Origin of the sequence: Legionella parisiensis (assembly GCF_001467945.1) — a bacterium.
GTDB lineage: Bacteria > Pseudomonadota > Gammaproteobacteria > Legionellales > Legionellaceae > Legionella > Legionella parisiensis.
The window spans coordinates 1,451,131-1,471,816 of sequence record NZ_LNYQ01000013.1 but is presented as its reverse complement, the minus strand read 5'-3'; the positions used below and the strand labels follow the sequence as shown (position 1 = coordinate 1,471,816).

The following is a 20,686-nucleotide window of genomic DNA, read 5'->3' as shown; positions in this document are numbered from 1 at the left end:
AATATCATAGTTTTATGAAATTACCAGGGTCTCAATACAATTTACTGAATTGAGCTGCAAGTATTAACTTTTGAGTACTGAAGCGAAACTTACTTTAAATCAAAACCTTGCGACCAAGATAGTAGAATTATAAATAGGCTCTACATACTAAAAGAAAAAGTTTCCTCTGACTCCAAATCATCGTAATTGTCCTCACAAAAAACCCCATCAATAACTCTTTGCATAGGTTCACTTCCCCGGCTTAATGAACGAAGCAATCGAGGATGAACTTTAGAATCCTTACGCAATAAACCTAATATGCGCAAACTTTGGGTAAAAGATAAATCCCAACGTGCAAAATACTCTTCTTTGTTCATGTTTTTATTGCTGCTATTAAGCAATTCAAGCAGTTGTGCAAATGCTTCATATACTGAATCACTGGGATTTTTTTTCAGTTCTTTTAATAAATTCAGTGTAATGTGAAAAATTACATGCGTTTCATTATAAATTTTTGCAAAATGATTCAAACATGTAAAAGGTGTTTTCAATGAAAAAGAATGACGAGCAAAATCAAAGATTTTTTTATCTGTACTGTCATTGAGTAAGTCTTGTGATAATTTTAAAAGCACGGGGTATACAGCAAGTAAAATCTTATGATTCTCATTCCCAATAGAGGTAGATGAAGTATGTGGTATTATTTCATTGCCAAAAAAAGTTAAAGGACTCTCATCCTGTTTTGGAGTTTTAGGCGAAATTGCAGTTGTACTGAAATAAAGACTCCTCAGCTCATCAGCTTGTTGCATTAACTCTGTTCGATTTGGTACGCTGGATTCCTCAATAAGTCGGTATACTATTTCAAACCAGTGCCTATCCCCTCGATAACAACAGTAAGAAAGTAATTCACCTAGAGAACTAAAAGTCGTATACATAAATTCTTCATTTTCCCATTCTTCAGAATCATTTTTTCGATATCGCATATTCAAATAGTTTTTTGTCTCCTCGTAACCTGCATCGATCATTTGCTTCCTGGTCTCTTCTCCTACGGTGAATGACGAAGTTGATACATTATCGACATTTATCACGATGGATTGACATGCATATTTTCTCAATTTCAAGCGATCTTTTTCCCAACCGCTCGCCGGGTCACTCACACCGGTTAGCAATCTATAAATCCAGTTTAATACAACATTTTCTCTATAAACCCTATCCATGACCCGATCTATTGCCTTACGCTCAGGCCCATCATCAAACTTAACAGCCAATACTTTCAAATTATTTCCATATTCAGATTCAAGTAAGGTTGAATGATCATCAGAAAAAGGCTCAGTGGGGAGATTATTTAATATACCGCCATCATTATGTTCTTCACCATCAATAAGCGTTGATCTATAGACTATAGGAAAACTTGCAGATGTTTTAACAGCCTCACTTACCTCAAACTCTGGTGAATGTAAAAAAGAAAAATATCGAGTTGTGCCCTGGCGTTTATTTGTCGCCGTAACTATTAGCTCTTTTCCAATTCCACAACCAGGGTATTTTTGCCGAATTGCCTCTAAAGTAGCAAAAGTAATTTTACCTTGCGGATATGGGATTTGGTATTCGGTGACAATTTGATTTAATTTATGAGCAATCGCATAATCAAGCGCTGTCTTTAATGAGTTTGCTTCAGAAAACCCATTGATATTGATATCAAAATGAACTAAATGCTCATGCTTGAAATGTTTAAATAACTCTTCAATTTCAGATGCAGAGTAACCTAAGTAGCACAATAAAGCCATGATCGCACCTGCTGAGCTACCAGCAAATTTATCAGGGTATATTTTGGCTTCATTTAACGCTTTCCAGACCCCAACATGTGCAAAAATTTTTGCACCACCACCACAAAATACTATATTTTCAATATTGGGTTTTCTTTCTCTAACCAGAATCTCATGTGATTTTAAAAATCGGAAAACCTCAATTTTTTTTGTTTTATACAGCGATACTACTTGTTTCTCTTTAATTGATTTACTTTTAACTTTTTCATCATTTAACCAAGGAAAAAACCAACTCCAAATTCGAGCATACCATGGCTTCAGTGACACAAAACGCTGCATTTTCCGGTAATCATGCATTTTATCCAAACGTTCTTGGGGATCGGATACTTCTATAGATTGTGGATGAGGGCTTTTGCATATTGATTCAAATTTGATATTTTTTATATTAAGCGCAATAAGCTTATCAACTAATTTATCAGTAATAAAAACTCGTTTGGTATTCCCTAACGGCTCTTGCTGTGAATCATTAGGATCATTATATTTTGTCCCTATACCGGGGACTAGGAATTGATTAAAACCAATTAGTGTACCATGAGTGCCATGACACATTTGAATACCAGTCAATTGATAATGGGATATATTTTTCAGTGATAAATCTAAATCACTTATTTTCCAATGTTCTTGATATTTTCCCTGAAACCAACTTACGAGCCTACCCCACCATGTTAAGGCAACCTCGGCGGTAAAACCGCGATATTCATTCACCGTAACACCACTTAAAAATGCCTTTGTTTTATCTTTTTGATGTGGCTCCAAAAACCATTGCTTAAACAATGCTCTTTTTTCATCACTCACTCGGGTAAAATCGAACATTATTTGTTCGTTATCAAATAGATAGTTACCAAAAGCAATTTTATTATCTGGTGGCAATCCATTAATTTGTAAACGTCCTAAATAGGCCGTAATGATAATTTTTTTTAATAAATCCAGATTTTGAGGATATTGGTGTGTGTCAGATGCAAGCAGCTGACTTATTAAGTGTTGTGGTGTCATGACTTATCCTTAAGTTATGATAATCCATTAACATTCAGCAATAATTGAATCACTCCAGTTGATATATTGCTCAATTGATCTTGCTTTAATTAACTCGAGTCTTACTTTTCTCCATTATCTCTTGTTCCAAACATATGATGGCTGCTTGTTGGTTTTATTATTTTTAACCATCACAAATATAATTAACACAAATTTATCAGAAATTAAATAGAGCAGATCTGTCGGATCGTTTCATTGATTGAATCACCCATAAATCGAATGCCCATAATGTCAAAGAATGAATAAATGGTGGCTCAAAGTAGAACTGCAGGATTTCATAAGTAAAACTCATTCAAGAAATGCTGAGCTTAACAGTCCAGCATTTCTCCTTTCTACATTATCTAATTTTTTATAGACTCATGCTGAGTTTGCACGGAGAGGATTAAATATTCTGTATACTGCTTAAAATTTCGTCTACAACTAGTTCCGGGTTAGTTGCTTGAGTGATGGGACGCCCTACTACTAGAAAATCACTCCCTTCTGCAATTGCTTGTTTAGGAGTCATTACTCTTGATTGATCATCATTTGAATTACTTGTAAGCCTAATACCCGGAGTAACCGTAATAAATTGATCATTACACGCACTTTTTATTATTTTCACTTCTTGAGCAGAACAGACAACACCATCCAAACCTGACTCTTTAGTCAAAATTGCCAAATTTTTCACCTGGTTTATTACCGGTACATCTACTCCAATAGAAGTTAATTCCACTTGGTCAAAACTAGTTAAAACAGTTACAGCAATTAATAATGGTCTATTGGTACCATATGAATCAATTGCTTTTCTTGCAGCCTGCATCATACTCATTCCACCTGAGGCGTGAACATTCATCATCCAAACACCTAGCTCAGCTCCAGCTTTACAAGCTTTTGCAACCGTATTAGGAATATCATGAAATTTTAAATCTAAAAAAACTTTAAATTGTCTTTTGATGAGTTGTTTCACAAAGTTTGTCCCAAGTAGTGTAAAAAGTTCACTACCCACTTTTAATGCACAACGTTCCGGATCAAATCTTTCAACCAAATTTAAAGCATCATGCTCATTATCAAAATCCAAAGCAACAATTAATTTAGGCGTCATTTATGCTACTGCCTCTTCTTTATGCATTTCTAGAGCATTTTTTACTGCGGCAACGATTCTCATTTGTTCAGCTTCTTGCAAATAAGGATGCATAGGCAAACTGATAACTCGGCTACTTGCATATTCCGCATGCGGAAAATCACCCACTTTATACCCTAAATAAGCCATAGCTATTTGCTGATGTAGGGGTACTGGATAATGAACGGCTGTTGGAATTCCTGATTCTTGCATCGCTTTTTGAAACGCATCGCGATTATTTACTTCAATAGTATATTGTGCATAAACACTGGTGTTATGACTATGAATAAAAGGTGTTTTGACAAAAGGTGAAAGCATTTGGTCATAAGACTTAGCCACACGTTGACGCATAATGATTTCATCTGGAAAAAGTTTCAACTTTTCAATTAGAACAGCTGCTTGAATTGTATCCATTCGTCCATTAATACCTATACGATTATGGCAATAACGTGCATTTTGGCCATGAATTCTTATTTCAATAAGCTTTTGGGCTAAAACATCATCATTGGTAAAACAGGCTCCGGAGTCCCCATAACCACCTAAAGGTTTGGAAGGGAAAAAACTGGTGCATCCAATCGTTGATAAAGCACAAGAATATTTACCGTTATAAGTAGCACCAAAACTTTGTGCAGCATCTTCAATTACTGGGATACCGTAACGAGCGGCAATAGCATTAATTTCATCATGATCAGCACATTGACCATATAATCCAACTGGCATTATTGCCTTAGTTTTACTAGTAATTGCAGCCTCTAACTTGTTAGGATCCATATTATAAGTAAGCGGATCGATATCTACAAAAACAGGCTTAGCTTGACAAAGACTAATCACCTCGGTAGTAGCAAAAAAACTAAACGGAGTAGTAATCACCTCATCGCCGGGCTGAATTTCCAAAGCCATTAATGCCATTAGTAAAGCATCAGTTCCACTGGAATTGACAATAGCATGTTTCACGCCTACAAAATCAGCCAATTGCTTTTCAAGTTGTGCAACTTCAGGCCCCATAATGTATTGACCATGATTCAAAACGTTTTTAATACCAGTCAAAATTTCGTTTTCTATTATTGAATATTGTTTTTTTAAATCGATAAATTGCATCATAATCTCTTAAAAATTAATTAATATCCTTCCAAGCCATGGACAGGTTTCATTCTTCCCCAATTTTTACAACTAGGGCAATGCCAATGAAGATGTTTTCCACCAAAACCACAATGAACACATCGATAAACTGGCTTATTGTCTAAAAACTTACTTGTTATATCATAAAGCATTTGTAACTTGTCACGCACTTTTCCGTGAGCAGATTCAAGATGCCAATAGATTAACTGATTTAAACCCCGAATTGATGGATGTTTGCTCAAATTATCGGCTACGAAATCTATAGCTGCATCCATATTTTTTTGTTGCCTTAAATACTCCGCTATTACAAAAATTACTGAAGCTCTGGGATTATCCTCTAAGGTCTCTTCAAGATACTTGACGCATTCATCCATTGTATTTAATTCTTTATGACATATAACTAAAGGCTCGATAATTTCAGTTAAAAAATCAGCATCTTGTTGAGGTATACGTTTTAATGAACGAATTGCTTGTTTAAAGCGCCCTTCTTTCATTTCAAGGCTTGCATTCATTAAACTTGCTCGTACTGATTGATTGTCGACAGAGATTGCCTGTTTAATACAATAAGCCGCCCTATCAATTGCATTTGTTTTTAATGCCTGAGTCGCCATTTCACAATAGTAATGCGCCGCTTGGTTATGAAAACTTGTCCCTGTCGAAATCTCCAGTTTTTTAATTACATCTAAAGCTTTTTCCCATGCTTTTTCTTGTTGATAAATTGCTAATAAGCCATGCAAACTACTTGTTTCTTTAGAGCCGCCCAGTTCTACAACCTCTAAAAAAATTCGTTCTGCACGATCAAATAAACCGGCACTCATATAATCCTGGCCTAGAGCCATTAAAGATTCTTTTCTCTGCAAAATACTTAACTGGGGTCTTGCAATTAAATTTTGATGTATACGGATGGCTCTATCTACCTCGCCACGGCGCCTGAATAAACTCCCCAAGGCAAGATGTGTTTCTACCGTATCGCTATCAACCTCTAATAATTTAATAAAAACATCAACAGCCTTATCTGGTTGTTCATTTAGAAGATAATTGAGTCCGACAACATATTCACGTGACAAACGATTATAAAAAGTTGGATCTTCCTTAGCTTTATTACGATTCGCCATCCACCAACCAGACCAAGCAGCAGCAGGCAATAGTAATGGCCATAAATCTATCATTATTACCCTCCTCTGTGCATGTCAAGTTTATAATAAAAAAACTAATGTTGATCTTGCAATGGAATTGATCGTAAGTTTTTAATTTCTTTTTCAGTTAATTTTAATTGGTTTTTAATTTTGTGACATTCAGCTTTTAAGCGCCAATATCGCCACATAAAAATTATAAAACCTATTAAAATACCGATGCCCAGCATAATTGTCATTAGAACAGAGATAGGCATCGATATTACTTTAAAATACAAATTAACATCTACCGAAGTAGCATTTAGAGCTGCAAAACTAACGCCAATAATGATCAAAAGTATATAAATAACCAGCATTAATATGCGCATAAATTCTTCCTTTTTTGTTACCCAGGCAGAGCGAAATAGTCCCAGGCGTTCCCCAAGACACAATACAACAATAACCTAAGTTATGCTTTGCGTCACTCTCAGGCTATTTAAATATACAAACAAAAAAAAGCGTAGAAGAATCTACGCTTTCTTAACTAGTTGACAATAAAGAAATTAATCACTCTCTTTACTTGCCATTTTTTCTTTCAGCAAATCACCTAAGGTTGTTGAAGCCCCTTCGGTTCTAGAATATTTCTTAATCGCATCTGCTTCATCTTGAGCATCTTTCGCTTTTACTGAAAGAGTAATTGAACGATTTTTGCGGTCGACATTTATAATTTTTGCTTCAATCTCATCACCTTCTTTGACAAGAGTAGTAGCATCATCAACACGCTCATCAGACAATTCACTTGCGCGAATAGTACCCGTAATGTCATCTGCCAGTGCTACAGTAACTGTCTTAGAATCCACAGCCACAACAGTACCTTTTACAATAGCACCTTTGGTGTACTCATCAACAAAACTTGCAAAATTATCGCCTTCAAGTTGTTTAATACCCAAAGAAATACGCTCACGCTCAGGATCTATAGCGAGAATAACCGCTTCCATCTCTTGACCTTTCTTGAACTGTTTTACAGCTTCTTCGCCAGCAACAGTCCAGGAAATATCAGACAAATGAACTAAGCCATCAATATCCCCATCCAAGCCGATAAATATTCCAAAATCAGTAATTGAACGAATCTTACCGTTTACTTTTTGACCTTTAGAATGGCTTGCAGCGAATTGTTGCCATGGATTGCCAACACATTGCTTCATACCTAAAGAAATACGGCGTCTTTCTTCATCGATTTCAAGAACCATAACATCAACCACATCACCCAAAGATACCACTTTACTCGGATGTACGTTTTTATTGGTCCAATCCATTTCTGACATGTGGACTAAACCTTCCACACCTTCCTCTATTTCAACAAAGCAACCGTAATCTGTAATATTCGTTACTTTACCTTGTAATTTTTTGCCTATAGGATAACGCTCAACGAGATCAACCCAAGGATCGTTACCTAATTGTTTCATACCTAAAGAAACACGGTTTCTTTCGCTATCAAAACTTAATACTTTTACTTTTACATCTTGGCCAACGGATAATACTTCACTAGGATGTTTTACACGTTTCCATGAAATATCAGTTATATGCAACAAGCCATCTATGCCGCCCAAGTCAATAAAGGCACCATAATCGGTAAGATTTTTAACGATACCATGGAGCTCTTGACCTTCATGCAAGGACTCGAGCAATGCTTGCCTGTCAGCGCTGCTTTCTTCTTCAACGACTGCACGACGTGATACAACAATATTGTTACGCTTTAAATCCATTTTAATTACTTTGAATTCAAGCTCTTTGCCTTCCAGATAAGAAGGATCTCTTACAGGTCTGACGTCTACTAATGAACCAGGTAAGAAAGCGCGTATAGTACCAATTTCAACAGTGAATCCACCTTTGACTTTTCCAGAAATAAGACCGGTAACTGTTTCATTGTTCTCATGTGATTTAGATAATTTACGCCAAGCTTCCTGACGTTTCGCTTTTTCTCTCGAAAGTATCGTTTCACCGTAGCCATCTTCTACAGAATCTAAAGCTACTTCAACGGTATCGCCCAGGTTAACTTCCAACGCACCATCTTTATCATAAAATTCTTCTTTAGGTACAATACCTTCGGATTTTAGACCGGCATTTAAAATGACATAATCATTATCGATACCGATAACTTTGGCATTAATAATGGCACCTGGATAAAATTGAGCACCGGCAATACTTTGCTCAAACAATTCTTTGAAACTTTCAGACATGTTAATAAACTCTTTAGTAAAAAAATGAAAGAATGAGTTCCACTCATCTTTCCCCCAACAAATAGTTAAACATCAAACAAACGTTCGTTAATTAATTTTAATACAATATTAAACACTTGTACAATGGATAATCTGGTTGTATCAATTTGCACTGCATCATCTGCAGGCTTTAATGGCGCATGCGTACGAGCAGTATCCCTTACATCACGTTTAGCCAACTCTTCTACAACCTGCGCGAGGCTAACATTAATTCCTTTTTGTTTCAACTGTAAATAACGTCTATTCGCTCTTTCTTCTTCACTTGCATATAAAAAGACTTTTAAAATTGCCTTAGGAAAGACCACTGTTCCCATATCTCGACCATCCGTAACTAAACCAGGACGTTGGGCAAAATTTCGTTGTCGTTCAAGCAAAGCTTGCCTTACTTCCTGAATGGCCGCTATCTGAGAAGCATCCTGGCCACATTGCTCACTGCGAATTTCTGCGCTGATATCTATATCATCCAAAATTACTTGTGTTTCATAATCATCTGAGGATGCAAAACGTAAATTAAGAGAGCGCGCGAGTGCAGTTAATTCATGTACTTCTTGAAAATCGATTTTATTTTTTCTGGCTGCATAAGCAAGAACACGATAAATTGCGCCGCTATCAAGCATATTCCATTTAAGATGTTTTGCAAGTAATTGGCAAAGCGTTCCTTTACCAGTTCCACTTGGTCCGTCCAGGGTTATCACAGGTACAGTGTCATTGTACATTATCAATAGTTTCCTCTATGTGTAATTGAAGTTCCTTTGCAGTTTCCACAAACAAAGGAAACGAGGTAGCTACATTGACACAATTTTTTATAGTAACAGGATCACTAGCTACAGCCCCAGCAATTGCAAAAGACATGGCAATACGGTGATCACCTTTGCTCTCAACTGTACCTCCATGTATCGTTCCTCCTTCAATTATTATTCCATCATCTAATGCTTGCGCATGAATACCTAATTTTTTTAGACCATCGACCATTGCAGCAATTCGATCACTTTCTTTAAAACGTAACTCGCTTGCACCATGCAGCGTAGTTTTTCCTTGGGCACACGCTGCGGCTATAAAAATAACAGGAAACTCATCAATTGCAAGTGGAACCAGACTTGCTTCAATATTAATTCCTCTTAATGGTGCATATTTAATTCGTAGATCAGCGACCCACTCCTCACCCAACTGTCGCTGCTCTAAAAGTGTAATATTAGCTCCCATTTCCAGCAAAATATGAATTATCCCTGTACGAGTTGGGTTAATACCTACATTACGAATGAGAATATCGGAGCCAGGGATAATAGAAGCGGCAACAATAAAAAATGCCGCAGATGAAATATCTCCTGGAATATAGATATCAGTGCCTATACATTCATTCGCAGAGTTAATAATTAGAGTATTGTCCGAGCGATGCACTGGATAAGAAAAGTTTTTGAGCATTAACTCTGTGTGATCACGGCTTACCCCTATTTCTGTAATCCGCGTTTCACCTTCAGCATAAAGCCCTGCTAATAGAATACATGACTTTACCTGAGCGCTCGCTTCAGGCATTACATAATGAATCCCTGTAAGTTTTTTCCCTCCTTTAATTGTAATAGGAGGCTTACCATCGACAGTAGTAATATCGGCACCCATTTGTGCTAATGGTTTACTAACACGCAGCATAGGTCTCTTCAATAAACTCTCATCCCCGGTTAATTGACTATCGAAAGATTGCGCGGTCAATAATCCTGCTAATAAACGCATGCTGGTTCCAGAGTTCCCACAATCAACAATCTTTTCTGGTTTTTGCAGTCCTTGTTTACCAACACCGTAAATTACCACTTGTTGTTCATCGGGTCCTTCTATTGTGACTCCCATGGATTGAAATGCTTTGAGGGTAGCCATGCAATCATCACCATCGAGAAATCCATTGATAATTGTTGTTCCTTTAGCTATAGCACCAAAAATAATGGAGCGATGAGAAATTGACTTATCACCTGGCACGGTGATTTGACCTTTTATTGAATGAACAGGTTTACTTATAAAATTATGTATTCTCACCGACTATGTTCCTTTGCAAATTCAGACATGAATTCAATAAGTGCATCAACTCCAGCCATTGGCATTGCATTATAAAGACTGGCACGCAACCCACCTACCAAACGATGTCCCTTTAAAGCATATAAACCTCTGAGTTGAGCTAATCGAAGGAATTCATTCTCTAATTTATCATTTTTGAGCGAAAAACAAACGTTAACTATAGAACGTGCTTCAGGATTTACATGAGTAGTATAAAAATCAGATCTGTCCAAGTATTGATATAATTTCGCGGCTTTTTGGCAGTTTAAACGATATATCTCTTCAACTCCACCCTGTGCTTTCATCCAATCAAATATCTTATCAGCCAAATAGCAATTAAAAACTGGCGAAGTAGCATAAAGCGAATGATGCTCTGCTTGAGTTTTATAACTTAGCATTGTAGGTACAGGGGGAACAGGCATTCTTTCTAATAAATCATCCCTAATAATTACTATGGTTAATCCAGCATTAGCTATGTTTTTCTGTGCTCCAGCAAAGATTAAGCCAAAATTTTTGATATCTACAGGCTCGCTCAACAGCGATGATGTCATATCAGCGATTAATGAAATTCCCTTGGAGTTAGGGACAAAAGGAAAGCGAATCCCATTTACAGTTTCATTTGGGGTATAGTAAATGTAAGTTGTGTTTTCTTTTATCTTCCAATTTTTCTGCTCAGGAATTGTTTTATAACCAGTTTCTTCATTACTCGCAATACAATATGCGCTTTTTAAGTGCTGTGCTTCAGAAAAAGCCATCTGTGACCATACTCCGGTAACCAGATATCCCGCCTGCTCTTCTGGATTTAAGAGATTCATTGGAATCATGGCAAATTGGGTGCGGGCTGCTCCTCCCAAAAATAAAACATGGTAATTTTGGGGTATAAAAAGCAATTCTCTTAAGGACTGCTCTGCATGGTTTAATAGAGCTGAAAACTCCGGACTACGATGCCCCACCTCAAGAATAGAAACACCAAGATTTTTCCAATCAAGAAATTCTTCCTGAGCTTCCTTAAGAACAGCCTCAGGAAGCATAGAAGGACCTGCACCAAAATTATAAACTCGAGTTGTCATCACTGTTATCTTCAACTTCAGTTACATCATTGGACTCATCGGAGTCCTCACTCAAATCATTGGACTCCTCGCCCAAATCTTCAATTTTTTGCATACCAACTACTTTTTCACCTGGGCTGACATTTATCAAACGAACACCTTGTGTATTTCGACCAATTACAGATAACTCACTGATCTTAAAACGTACCAGCGTACCTTTATCAGTAATTAACATAGCCTCATCTCCATCTGTAACCTGTACTGAACGAACAACTTTACCATTGCGTTCACTTACCTGAATGGAAATCACACCTTGTCCACCACGTCCAGAAACCCGATACTCTTCAATTGAAGTACGTTTACCATATCCATTTTCTGTTGCTGTCAATATGGTTCCATCTGCATGAGCCACTACCAGGGAGATCACTGCTTGGCCCTGTTCGATGCGTATACCTCGCACTCCGCGAGCAGTACGTCCCATAGGCCGCACTTTGTTTTCATCAAAGCGAACTACTTTACCTGCATCAGTAAATAGCATGATATCCTTACTACCATCAGTGATATCAACTCCAACTAAACTGTCATCATCATCCAAATCAACAGCAATAATTCCATTAGAACGAGGTCTGCTAAACGCATTCAAAGGTACTTTCTTCACTGTTCCTTTTTTAGTAGCCATAAATACATAATAACCATCCTGATATTCCCTAACTGGCAACATGGCATTAATTTCCTCGCTTTCAGCAAGTGGCAATATGTTAATAATAGGACGACCACGAGAAATACGACTGGCTAATGGAAGCTGATATGCCTTTAACCAATATAGTTTTCCATGGTTAGAGAAACAGAGCAATGTATCGTGCGTGCTGGCAATAACCAAGCGTGAAACAAAGTCCTCATCTTTAACATTTGTCGCAGATTTACCCTTCCCGCCACGGCGTTGGGCCTGATACGCAGTGAGAGGCTGGTATTTTACATACCCTTGATGCGATAGAGTTACCACCACATTTTCTTCAGTGATGAGGTCTTCAATTGTCAAATCTTCTTGTGATGCGGTGATTTCAGTCCGACGTTCGTCACCAAATTGGGTTTTTATTTCAAGCAACTCATCACGGATCACTTGCATAAGTCGTTCTGGAGAAGCTAATATTTCCAACAACTCGCGAATCAATTTTAATAATTCTTCAAACTCACCTAAAATTTTATCCTGCTCCAAGGCAGTCAAGCGATGAAGTCTTAACTCAAGAATAGCCTGAGCCTGCGCTTCTGATAGTTTATATCCATCAGCACTTAAACCAAATTCAGGAGCCAAATCATCGGGTCGAGATGCATTGGAACCTGCTTTTTCCAGCATTGCTTTAACCATTCCTGGCTGCCATAATTTGGCAAGTAACCCCTCTTTAGCATCTTGAGGTGTAGGTGATTTTTTAATTAAAGCGATCATTTCATCAATATTAGCTAAAGCAATTCCCAACCCTTCTAATAAATGAGCACGAGCACGCGCTTTTTTCAGATCAAATAAAGTTCTTCTGGTTACAACTTCACGTCTATGCTTTATAAAATACTCAAGAATTTGTTTTAAATTTAATGTGCGCGGCTGCCCATCAACTAGGGCAACCATATTGATTCCAAAAACATTTTGCATTTGAGTATGAGCGTACAAATTATTTAAAATGACATCAGCAACTTCATTGCGCTTTAGTTCGATAACAACACGCATTCCCTGTTTATCAGACTCATCTCTAAGCCCAGAGATACCTTCAATCTTCTTGTCTCGCACCAATTCAGCAATCCGTTCAACCAAGCGGGCTTTGTTCACTTGATAAGGAAGCTCCGTGATAATAATTGCTTGTCGCCCAGTATCATCATCTGTTTCAATTTCTGTGCGCGCTCGAATAATGGCACGTCCTTTTCCGGTACGATAGCCCTGAATAATTCCAGCTCGGCCATTAATAATAGCTGCTGTTGGAAAATCTGGACCAGGAATAATTTCCATAATGTCATCTAGGCTTAATTCAGGATCATCAACCAGAGCAATACACGCATTGATAACTTCAGTAAGGTTATGCGGTGGGATATTAGTTGCCATACCTACAGCGATACCTGAAGAGCCATTTACTAATAAATTAGGTATACGTGAAGGCAAAACTACTGGAGCGAATTCCGTTTCATCATAGTTAGGGCTAAAATCAACAGTTTCTTTCTCAAGATCCGCTAGTAAAGCATGAGCAACCTTGGACATTCTTACTTCGGTATATCGCATTGCCGCAGGAGCATCACCATCTACAGAACCGAAGTTACCTTGTCCATCCACCAAAAGATAACGCATCGAAAAAGGCTGAGCCATGCGGACTATAGTGTCATAAACTGCTGTATCTCCATGTGGATGGTATTTACCGATTACGTCCCCTACTACACGCGCAGATTTTTTATAGGGTTTATTCCAATCATTACCCAATTCACTCATCGCATATAAGACACGTCGATGAACCGGTTTCAATCCATCACGAACGTCAGGCAAAGCCCTGCCTACAATGACACTCATCGCATAATCTAAATAAGATTGCTTTAACTCATCTTCAATATTAACTGGCAAGACTTCTTTAGCTAGATAAACCATAGTTTGGACGTATCCTTGACGATAAATTTTTAATAATAAAGGATACCACACAGACGGATTTAATTAAATCATCTATACTAAAATGTAGTTCAAACAAAGTCCTCAAATATAGGGTAAAACGATATAATGCAATTGAGGAGTGTAACCCTGCCTTGAGGAGATAAATATATTATATTTTACTGTCTTTCTTAAAGATTCTAAACCATAATAAAATTGACTGTAAGTGCTCATTTTGTATATAGTGCCACGCACAATTCAAATGAATCCTTTATCAGGAGAAGCAATGACAAAAAAAACAGCTAAACTTAGCCTTGAAGGCCAAGAACCGCTTGAATTACCCGTATATAATCCCACATTAGGGAATGATGTGATTGATATCACTCAACTGGGTGCACATGGCGTCTTCACCTTTGACCAAGGTTTTTTATCGACTGCCTCCTGTGAATCTAAAATTACCTATATCGATGGGGATAAAGGCATATTGCTTTATCGAGGCTATCCTATTGAGCAATTGGCAGAGAAGAAAGATTTTCTTGATGTAAGTTATCTTTTACTCAATGGTGAACTGCCCAATGCTGAAGAGAAGAAGAAGTTTGTTAATTTAATTAACAATCACACTATGGTACATCAGCAAATGTATCAATTCTTGAATGGTTTCCGTCGTGACGCACATCCTATGGCAATTATGGTAGGTATGGTTGGCGCCCTATCTGCATTTTATCACGACACCATGGATTTGAATAACGCGGAAGACCGCTTTATTTCTGCAATTCGTATGGTTGCCAAAATGCCTACTATTGCAGCAATGAGTTACAAATATTCAATAGGATTGCCTTATATCTATCCACAAAATAAAATGTCTTATGCCGAAAATTTCTTGCATATGATGTTTAGTGTCCCTACAGAGAACTCCACTCCTGATCCAGTCCTGGTACGCGCTATGGATACAATTTTCATATTGCATGCAGATCATGAGCAAAATGCGTCTACTTCAACTGTTCGTCTCGCTGGATCAACTGGTGCAAATCCTTTTGCATGCATCTCGGCAGGAATCGGTGCATTATGGGGACCTGCGCATGGGGGTGCAAATGAAGCATGCCTCAATATGCTTAAAGAAATTGGCAGTGTTGATCGTATTCAACATTACATCAAACGAGCAAAAGACAAAGATGATCCATTCCGATTAATGGGATTTGGCCATCGTGTTTATAAAAGTTATGATCCTAGAGCAAAAGTAATGCGCCAGACCTGCTATGACGTTCTGGAAGCTGTAGGAGCTAAAGATGCTCCATTATTCAAGCTCGCTATGGAACTTGAACGCATTGCCCTTGAAGATGATTATTTTATTGAGAAAAAACTTTATCCCAATGTTGATTTCTACTCGGGTCTGACTTTAAGTGCTATAGGAATTCCAACCAATATGTTTACGGTAGTTTTTGCATTGGCTCGTACTGTTGGCTGGATGAGTCACTGGATGGAGATGGTTGCCACCAAATCAAGAATTGGTAGACCTCGTCAGCTTTATACTGGTGAAAAAACCAGAGATGTTCCCTAACATCTAAAATGTAATCATCCGCCCACGACTTGTTCGCGGGGCGGGATGTGGGTATTTAGCCTCTTACTTCACTAACGACTCTTGCATTCATAGTTCTAATTAACTTCCATTTTTTGTAAAGCATGTCTCCAGCCACGATAATCCAATTCCACTTGCTCTAAGGCTCTTTGTGGTATAAACGCTTGTTCTACATCCCAAATTGAATGCAGTTCATCCAAAGAGTTAAAGATGCCACACCCCAAAGCTGCTAATATTGCCGCACCTTTAGCTGTTGTTTCAATATTCTTGGGTTTTTGGATCTCTAATTGGCATTGATCAGCTAAAAATTGTAAAAACCATCGATTGACCGCCATTCCACCGTCAACACGTAATAGTGATATATCCAACTGGCTATCTTCTCGCATACAAAGACATACCTCTCGAGTTTGATAACAAACACCTTCCAATACGGCTCTGGCAAAATGCGCCCTATTACTCGATAAACTTAAACCAACCATGGATGCACCAGATGCTGATAACCAATGAGGAGCCCCTAAACCTGTAAATGCTGAAACGAGATAAACCCCCTCATTTCCACTCAATGAATTCGCTAGTGTCTCAGTTTCATCAGCATGAGTAATCAGTTTCATTGAGTCTCTTAACCATTTTACAGCTGTGCCCGCATGATAAATGCTTCCTTCCAGTCCATAAGTTGTTTGTCCTTGAATCTTATAAGCCACTGTTGTTAAAAGTTTATGTTGCGATAATACAGGTTTGCTTCCTGTATTTAGTAATAAAAATGCCCCCGTTCCAAAAGTTGCTTTTACCATCCCCATTTTGAAACAGCCTTGGCCAATTAATCCAGCTTGCTGATCACCAGCAACTCCTGTAATTGGTAATTCAAAACCAATCCACTGTTTATCAATCATCCCAAAATGACTGTCACTTGCACAAACTTTAGGTAAAACAGACTCAGGAATTTTAAAATAATTAAGTAAATCTAGATCCCATTGTTCTTCTTTGATATTAAATAGCATCGTTCTTGACGCATTAGTCACATCCGTTAAATGCAAATGCTCTGTCGTTAGGCGCCAAATCAGGAAACTATCAATGGTACCAAAAGCTAAGTCACCCTTATCTGCCAACATTTTCGCTTCAGGATTATTTTCTAAAAGCCATTTTAATTTGGTTGCAGAAAAATAAGAATCGGGAATTAAACCAGTTTTCTCTTGAATCATGGATTCATCAGCTACCAAAGCATCGCAATATTCAGCTGTTCTACGATCCTGCCATACAATAGCTGGAGCAAGACATACACCGGTTTTTTTACTCCAGATAACAGTAGTTTCTCTTTGATTAGTGAGGCCACAAGATACGATCTGATCAACTGAAACTTGAGATACCACATCACGCATTGCGGCTAAAGTTTTTTGCCATATTTCTTCCGGATCATGTTCGACCCAACCCGCTTGAGGATAATGCTGTGTGATTGGATATTGACTGGTGGCAACTAATTCACCATGAACAGTATATATCATTGCACGTGTGCTACTCGTTCCTTGATCTAGCGCCAGTAAATAATTCATTGTTGCAGAGTTCCTTGTCCCAACTATTATGTGTATATTGTAAGTGTATACTTTTTTTGTGGAGACCAAAATATGAATTCGGTTTTTGATGTTGCAATTATTGGCGGCGGCATCAATGGCTGTGGTTGTGCTGCGGATGCAGCATTGAGAGGATTGTCTGTAGTGCTCTTGGAACAAGATGATTTAGCTTCTAAAACATCCTCAAGCAGTACAAAGCTCATTCATGGCGGGCTAAGATATTTAGAAAACTATGAGTTTGGAATGGTTAAAAAAGCAATAACCGAAAGACAAAGACTTTTAGACCTGGCGCCGCATTTGGTCCATCCTCAAGCTATGGTGCTCCCCTATGACAAGCACATGCGTTCTGCCTGGTTTTTGCGGTTGGGTTTATATATTTATGATCATTTGAGCAGCAAAAATCGCCTTCCCAAATGCAAAATAATTTATAGAAAGAGTAAAAAAGACTATTTTACTGCCCTGATCAACAAGCTGAATATGGGTTTTCTATTCTATGACGCGGTAACTGATGACGCTCGCCTAACGATTGTTAATGCAATTCAAGCCAAGAATCATGGAGCAAGCATACGAACGCACTCTACAGTAATTCATGCTGAAATTATAAATAATTTATGGCAATTAACAGTACAACCTAAAATAGGTTCAAGCTATATACTCTATGCTAAATCAGTGATTAATGCGGCAGGTCCGTGGGTTAAATCCGTAGAACAGCTTACTCAAACTCCTGATCGACAGAAAATTAGTTTAATTAAGGGAAGTCATATTATTGTTCCCCAAATTTATAAGGGTAATCACGCATATTTATTACAGCATAAGGACAAACGTATCATCTTCGTTATTCCTTATCATGGATTTAGTATGATAGGTACAACCGATATTCCATTAACTGGTAATAATCCTGGGAATGCAACGATTAGCAATGAAGAGACTATGTATTTAATTGAGTTAGTTAATTTATATTTTGAATGCAAAATATCCGAAAAAGATATTATTTATACTTGGAGCGGCATTAGGTCTTTACTTGCCGATGAAAGCAGGGAGGCAAGGGCTTTAAGCCGTGACTATTCTTATAAAGTACATTTTATACCGGCACCTATCATTACAATTTATGGTGGAAAAATAACCACTTATCGCCAATTAGCAGAAGAGGTCATCAACCAACTTCTGCAGACATTCCCACAAATGGGTCCTTCAATTACTGCCTCAACTCCTTTACCCGGTGCTGTTTTTGAAGAAATGAATTTTGAGCAATATACACAATATGCTAATGAAAAATACAAATGGATGGATAAAGACTTACTAGAGCGCTATTTATATACTTATGGAAGTCGTATGGAAAGATTCCTTGCTCCTTGTAATAGTAGGGAATCCTTGGGGAAAAAGTACTGTACCTACCTTTATCAGGTTGAAGTAGATTATTTGATTTTAGAAGAATGGGCACAAAGTTGTGATGATATACTCAAGCGACGGACCAAGCTCGATCTAATCATCGATGAAGTGGGAAAAAAAGAACTTGCAAAGTACTTATCGCAGGTTACTTCTCATCCTTTTCTTGAAGCTCCGCTTTTATTGCACTGACATCAACTGCCACTGCCTGCTCAACCAGCTCCTTTAGCGTAGAGGCTGGCATACTGCCAGCATTTGAATAAATTACAATACCTTCTTTGAAAACCATCAGATGAGGAATTGAGCGTATTTCAAAAAAATCAGATAATTGTTGCTCCGCTTCAATATTTACTTTTGCAAATTTTATATTAGGAAACTGTTCAGCAACTTGCTCATAAACCTTAGAAAATTGTTTACATGGAGCGCACCAGTCAGCCCAAAAATCAATAAATACAATTTCGTTTTCATCAATTAGAGATTGAAACTCAGCATGAGTAACATTGAGGCTTGTCATATTTCTTCCTTAGCTTCGATTGAATTGACAATTTTTTGAAAGACTTCCTCTACATCGCCAGTACCACAAATACTATGAAACTCAGGAGCACCATGAGTTCCGCTCTCAGCCCATGATTTATAATAATTAACTAAAGGAGCTGTTTGATTGCGATAAACTTCTAAACGCTTTCTTACAGTTTCCTCTTTATCATCTTCACGTTGAATTAAAGCCTCACCAGTAACATCATCTACACCCTCGCGCTTTGGGGGATGAGTTTGAATATGATATACACGCCCAGAAGGTTGATGGATACGTCGTCCACTGATTCGTTTAATAATTTCATCATCATTAACATCAATTTCAATGACATGATCTAAATAGATCTCTGCTTGTTTCAGTGCATTTGCCTGTACAATCGTTCTAGGAAAACCATCAAATAGAAAGCCATTGTCACAATCACTCTTTTTTAAGCGTTCTTTAACTAAACCAATAATAATATCATCAGGTACCAAACCGCCTGTTTCCATAATTTTTTTAGCACTTAGTCCCAAGGAAGTTCCTTGTGCAATAGCTGCACGCAGCATGTCACCTGTGGAGACTTGCGGAATTTGATAACGTTCTATCAACCGCAAAGCCTGGGTTCCTTTTCCTGCACCCGGCCCACCCAAAAGCATTAATCGCATTAAAAAACTCCTTAGTAATCTATCAGTTTTAATTACTGAATATATTATTACTTATTAAACCATATAAATTCAAATACAACCTAACCTTCCGCCCCGGCAGCTTTCTCATTGAACACCTAAAACCAGGAGCGTGATTCAAACATCCTTTTACACGAATTAAGTTGCGCTGCATAAAGCTGTGAACGCGCTTTGACTTTGCGTGCAACTGGTATTAACCATGATTTTCTCAAATAGGTTTTACGCTGATAACCACCTATACCTTCATGGTAGGCTAAATAAAGTGCATAAGCATCCGTACGAGGAATTCTTGCTTTTTTATAAGCCTCATTTGCATACCAACCGATAAAATCGACACCATCACTAAAATCACCTCGTGAAGCAAACCATCCTCCACAATTTTGTTTATAGTGACTCCAGGTTCCATCTAACGCTTGGGTATATCCATAAGCTGAAGAAGGTCTTTTCCAGGGAATAACACAGAAGAGTTTTTTGCGTGCCGGCCGTGCCCGAGCATTAAATTTTGATTCCTGATGGATAATAGCCATTTGTACTGGAACTGGAACCCTCCATCGACGTTCGACATCCTTAGCGTCTTTATACCATTTAGGGTATTGTCTAAATATATTACAAAGGTTATTGACATCCGCAGGAGGATGGCTAACACAAGCAGTAAGGAACAAAGTAAACAACAAAAAGCCTATTCGCAACTTCTTAACATTTTGCAATAAAGCGTCCATGAGCAGCCAAACAATAAAAAGATCATTTTACCAAATTTAAGCGCTACAATCCACGCATGACGAACTCAAAATAAGTTGTTATTTTAAAAAATAAACT

Annotated in this window: 16 protein-coding genes; 2 read left to right on the top strand and 14 right to left on the bottom strand. The window is 37.8% G+C overall.

Annotation, left to right across the window (positions count from 1 at the left end; genetic code table 11):
- Positions 1-140 precede the first annotated feature (140 nt).
- The 10 genes from vpdC to gyrA all read right to left on the bottom strand — a co-directional run bounded on the left by vpdC (position 141) and on the right by gyrA (position 14,149).
- Positions 141-2,789: a Dot/Icm T4SS effector VpdC gene (gene vpdC, locus Lpar_RS12600; RefSeq protein ID WP_058518254.1), complete on the bottom strand. Its 2,649-nt coding sequence runs from the start codon at positions 2,787-2,789 to the stop codon at positions 141-143.
- Positions 2,790-3,210: 421 nt separating this feature from the next.
- Positions 3,211-3,909, bottom strand: coding sequence for an orotidine-5'-phosphate decarboxylase (gene pyrF / locus Lpar_RS12595; RefSeq protein WP_058518253.1), 699 nt, complete (start codon positions 3,907-3,909; stop codon positions 3,211-3,213).
- On the bottom strand, positions 3,910-5,025 hold the full coding sequence (locus Lpar_RS12590) for a DegT/DnrJ/EryC1/StrS family aminotransferase (RefSeq protein WP_058519267.1): 1,116 nt from the start codon (positions 5,023-5,025) through the stop codon (positions 3,910-3,912). It abuts the gene before it with no gap.
- 20 nt (positions 5,026-5,045) lie between these two features.
- The gene (gene lapB / locus Lpar_RS12585) at positions 5,046-6,215 is read right to left on the bottom strand and encodes a lipopolysaccharide assembly protein LapB (RefSeq protein ID WP_058518252.1); all 1,170 of its coding nucleotides are present in this window, start codon (positions 6,213-6,215) and stop codon (positions 5,046-5,048) included.
- Between the two features lie 41 nt (positions 6,216-6,256).
- Positions 6,257-6,547, bottom strand: a complete 291-nt coding sequence (locus Lpar_RS12580; protein ID WP_058518251.1) for a LapA family protein — start codon at positions 6,545-6,547, stop codon at positions 6,257-6,259.
- Positions 6,548-6,721: 174 nt separating this feature from the next.
- On the bottom strand, positions 6,722-8,398 hold the full coding sequence (rpsA, locus tag Lpar_RS12575; protein ID WP_058518250.1) for a 30S ribosomal protein S1: 1,677 nt from the start codon (positions 8,396-8,398) through the stop codon (positions 6,722-6,724).
- A 65-nt stretch (positions 8,399-8,463) separates the two neighbouring features.
- Positions 8,464-9,153 (bottom strand): (d)CMP kinase, encoded by a 690-nt coding sequence (gene cmk, locus Lpar_RS12570; RefSeq protein WP_058518249.1) that lies wholly within the window; start codon positions 9,151-9,153, stop codon positions 8,464-8,466.
- Positions 9,143-10,462: a 3-phosphoshikimate 1-carboxyvinyltransferase gene (gene aroA / locus Lpar_RS12565; RefSeq protein ID WP_058518248.1), complete on the bottom strand. Its 1,320-nt coding sequence runs from the start codon at positions 10,460-10,462 to the stop codon at positions 9,143-9,145. The genes cmk and aroA overlap by 11 nt, the downstream gene beginning before the upstream one ends.
- Positions 10,459-11,550, bottom strand: a complete 1,092-nt coding sequence (gene serC / locus Lpar_RS12560; RefSeq protein WP_058518247.1) for a 3-phosphoserine/phosphohydroxythreonine transaminase — start codon at positions 11,548-11,550, stop codon at positions 10,459-10,461. Before serC ends, aroA begins: the two co-directional genes overlap by 4 nt.
- Positions 11,531-14,149 carry a DNA gyrase subunit A gene (gyrA, locus tag Lpar_RS12555; protein WP_058518246.1) on the bottom strand — a complete coding sequence of 873 codons (2,619 nt, stop codon included), beginning with the start codon at positions 14,147-14,149 and terminating at the stop codon, positions 11,531-11,533. Before gyrA ends, serC begins: the two co-directional genes overlap by 20 nt.
- A gap of 283 nt (positions 14,150-14,432) precedes the next feature.
- Between gyrA and gltA the strand changes: the two genes are divergently transcribed.
- Positions 14,433-15,704, top strand: coding sequence for a citrate synthase (gene gltA, locus Lpar_RS12550; RefSeq protein WP_058518245.1), 1,272 nt, complete (start codon positions 14,433-14,435; stop codon positions 15,702-15,704).
- A 95-nt stretch (positions 15,705-15,799) separates the two neighbouring features.
- Here gltA and glpK read toward each other — a convergent pair whose 3' ends face one another.
- On the bottom strand, positions 15,800-17,269 hold the full coding sequence (gene glpK / locus Lpar_RS12545) for a glycerol kinase GlpK (protein WP_058518244.1): 1,470 nt from the start codon (positions 17,267-17,269) through the stop codon (positions 15,800-15,802).
- Between the two features lie 72 nt (positions 17,270-17,341).
- Here glpK and glpD point away from each other — a divergent pair, with 72 nt between their 5' ends.
- Entirely contained in the window at positions 17,342-18,865 is a 1,524-nt protein-coding gene (gene glpD, locus Lpar_RS12540; RefSeq protein WP_058518243.1) for a glycerol-3-phosphate dehydrogenase, read from the top strand.
- Here the strand turns inward: glpD and Lpar_RS12535 are convergent.
- The 3 genes from Lpar_RS12535 to Lpar_RS12525 form a co-directional block, all read right to left on the bottom strand.
- Entirely contained in the window at positions 18,822-19,187 is a 366-nt protein-coding gene (locus Lpar_RS12535) for a thioredoxin family protein (protein WP_058518242.1), read from the bottom strand. The genes glpD and Lpar_RS12535 overlap by 44 nt on opposite strands.
- The gene (gene adk, locus Lpar_RS12530) at positions 19,184-19,852 is read right to left on the bottom strand and encodes an adenylate kinase (RefSeq protein ID WP_058518241.1); all 669 of its coding nucleotides are present in this window, start codon (positions 19,850-19,852) and stop codon (positions 19,184-19,186) included. The genes Lpar_RS12535 and adk overlap by 4 nt, the downstream gene beginning before the upstream one ends.
- A 116-nt stretch (positions 19,853-19,968) precedes the next feature.
- The gene (locus Lpar_RS12525; RefSeq protein ID WP_058518240.1) at positions 19,969-20,589 is read right to left on the bottom strand and encodes a transglycosylase SLT domain-containing protein; all 621 of its coding nucleotides are present in this window, start codon (positions 20,587-20,589) and stop codon (positions 19,969-19,971) included.
- Positions 20,590-20,686 lie beyond the last annotated feature (97 nt).

What these genes read in the sequence shown, in the direction of transcription:
- vpdC (WP_058518254.1), bottom strand. Translation starts at nt 2,789, where the DNA reads ATGACACCACAACACTTAATAAGTCAGCTGCTTGCATCTGACACACAC.
- pyrF (WP_058518253.1), bottom strand. Translation starts at nt 3,909, where the DNA reads ATGACGCCTAAATTAATTGTTGCTTTGGATTTTGATAATGAGCATGAT.
- Lpar_RS12590 (WP_058519267.1), bottom strand. Translation starts at nt 5,025, where the DNA reads ATGCAATTTATCGATTTAAAAAAACAATATTCAATAATAGAAAACGAA.
- lapB (WP_058518252.1), bottom strand. Translation starts at nt 6,215, where the DNA reads ATGATAGATTTATGGCCATTACTATTGCCTGCTGCTGCTTGGTCTGGT.
- Lpar_RS12580 (WP_058518251.1), bottom strand. Translation starts at nt 6,547, where the DNA reads ATGCGCATATTAATGCTGGTTATTTATATACTTTTGATCATTATTGGC.
- rpsA (WP_058518250.1), bottom strand. Translation starts at nt 8,398, where the DNA reads ATGTCTGAAAGTTTCAAAGAATTGTTTGAGCAAAGTATTGCCGGTGCT.
- cmk (WP_058518249.1), bottom strand. Translation starts at nt 9,153, where the DNA reads ATGTACAATGACACTGTACCTGTGATAACCCTGGACGGACCAAGTGGA.
- serC (WP_058518247.1), bottom strand. Translation starts at nt 11,550, where the DNA reads ATGACAACTCGAGTTTATAATTTTGGTGCAGGTCCTTCTATGCTTCCT.
- gyrA (WP_058518246.1), bottom strand. Translation starts at nt 14,149, where the DNA reads ATGGTTTATCTAGCTAAAGAAGTCTTGCCAGTTAATATTGAAGATGAG.
- gltA (WP_058518245.1), top strand. Translation starts at nt 14,433, where the DNA reads ATGACAAAAAAAACAGCTAAACTTAGCCTTGAAGGCCAAGAACCGCTT.
- glpK (WP_058518244.1), bottom strand. Translation starts at nt 17,269, where the DNA reads ATGAATTATTTACTGGCGCTAGATCAAGGAACGAGTAGCACACGTGCA.
- glpD (WP_058518243.1), top strand. Translation starts at nt 17,342, where the DNA reads ATGAATTCGGTTTTTGATGTTGCAATTATTGGCGGCGGCATCAATGGC.
- Lpar_RS12535 (WP_058518242.1), bottom strand. Translation starts at nt 19,187, where the DNA reads ATGACAAGCCTCAATGTTACTCATGCTGAGTTTCAATCTCTAATTGAT.
- adk (WP_058518241.1), bottom strand. Translation starts at nt 19,852, where the DNA reads ATGCGATTAATGCTTTTGGGTGGGCCGGGTGCAGGAAAAGGAACCCAG.
- Lpar_RS12525 (WP_058518240.1), bottom strand. Translation starts at nt 20,589, where the DNA reads ATGGACGCTTTATTGCAAAATGTTAAGAAGTTGCGAATAGGCTTTTTG.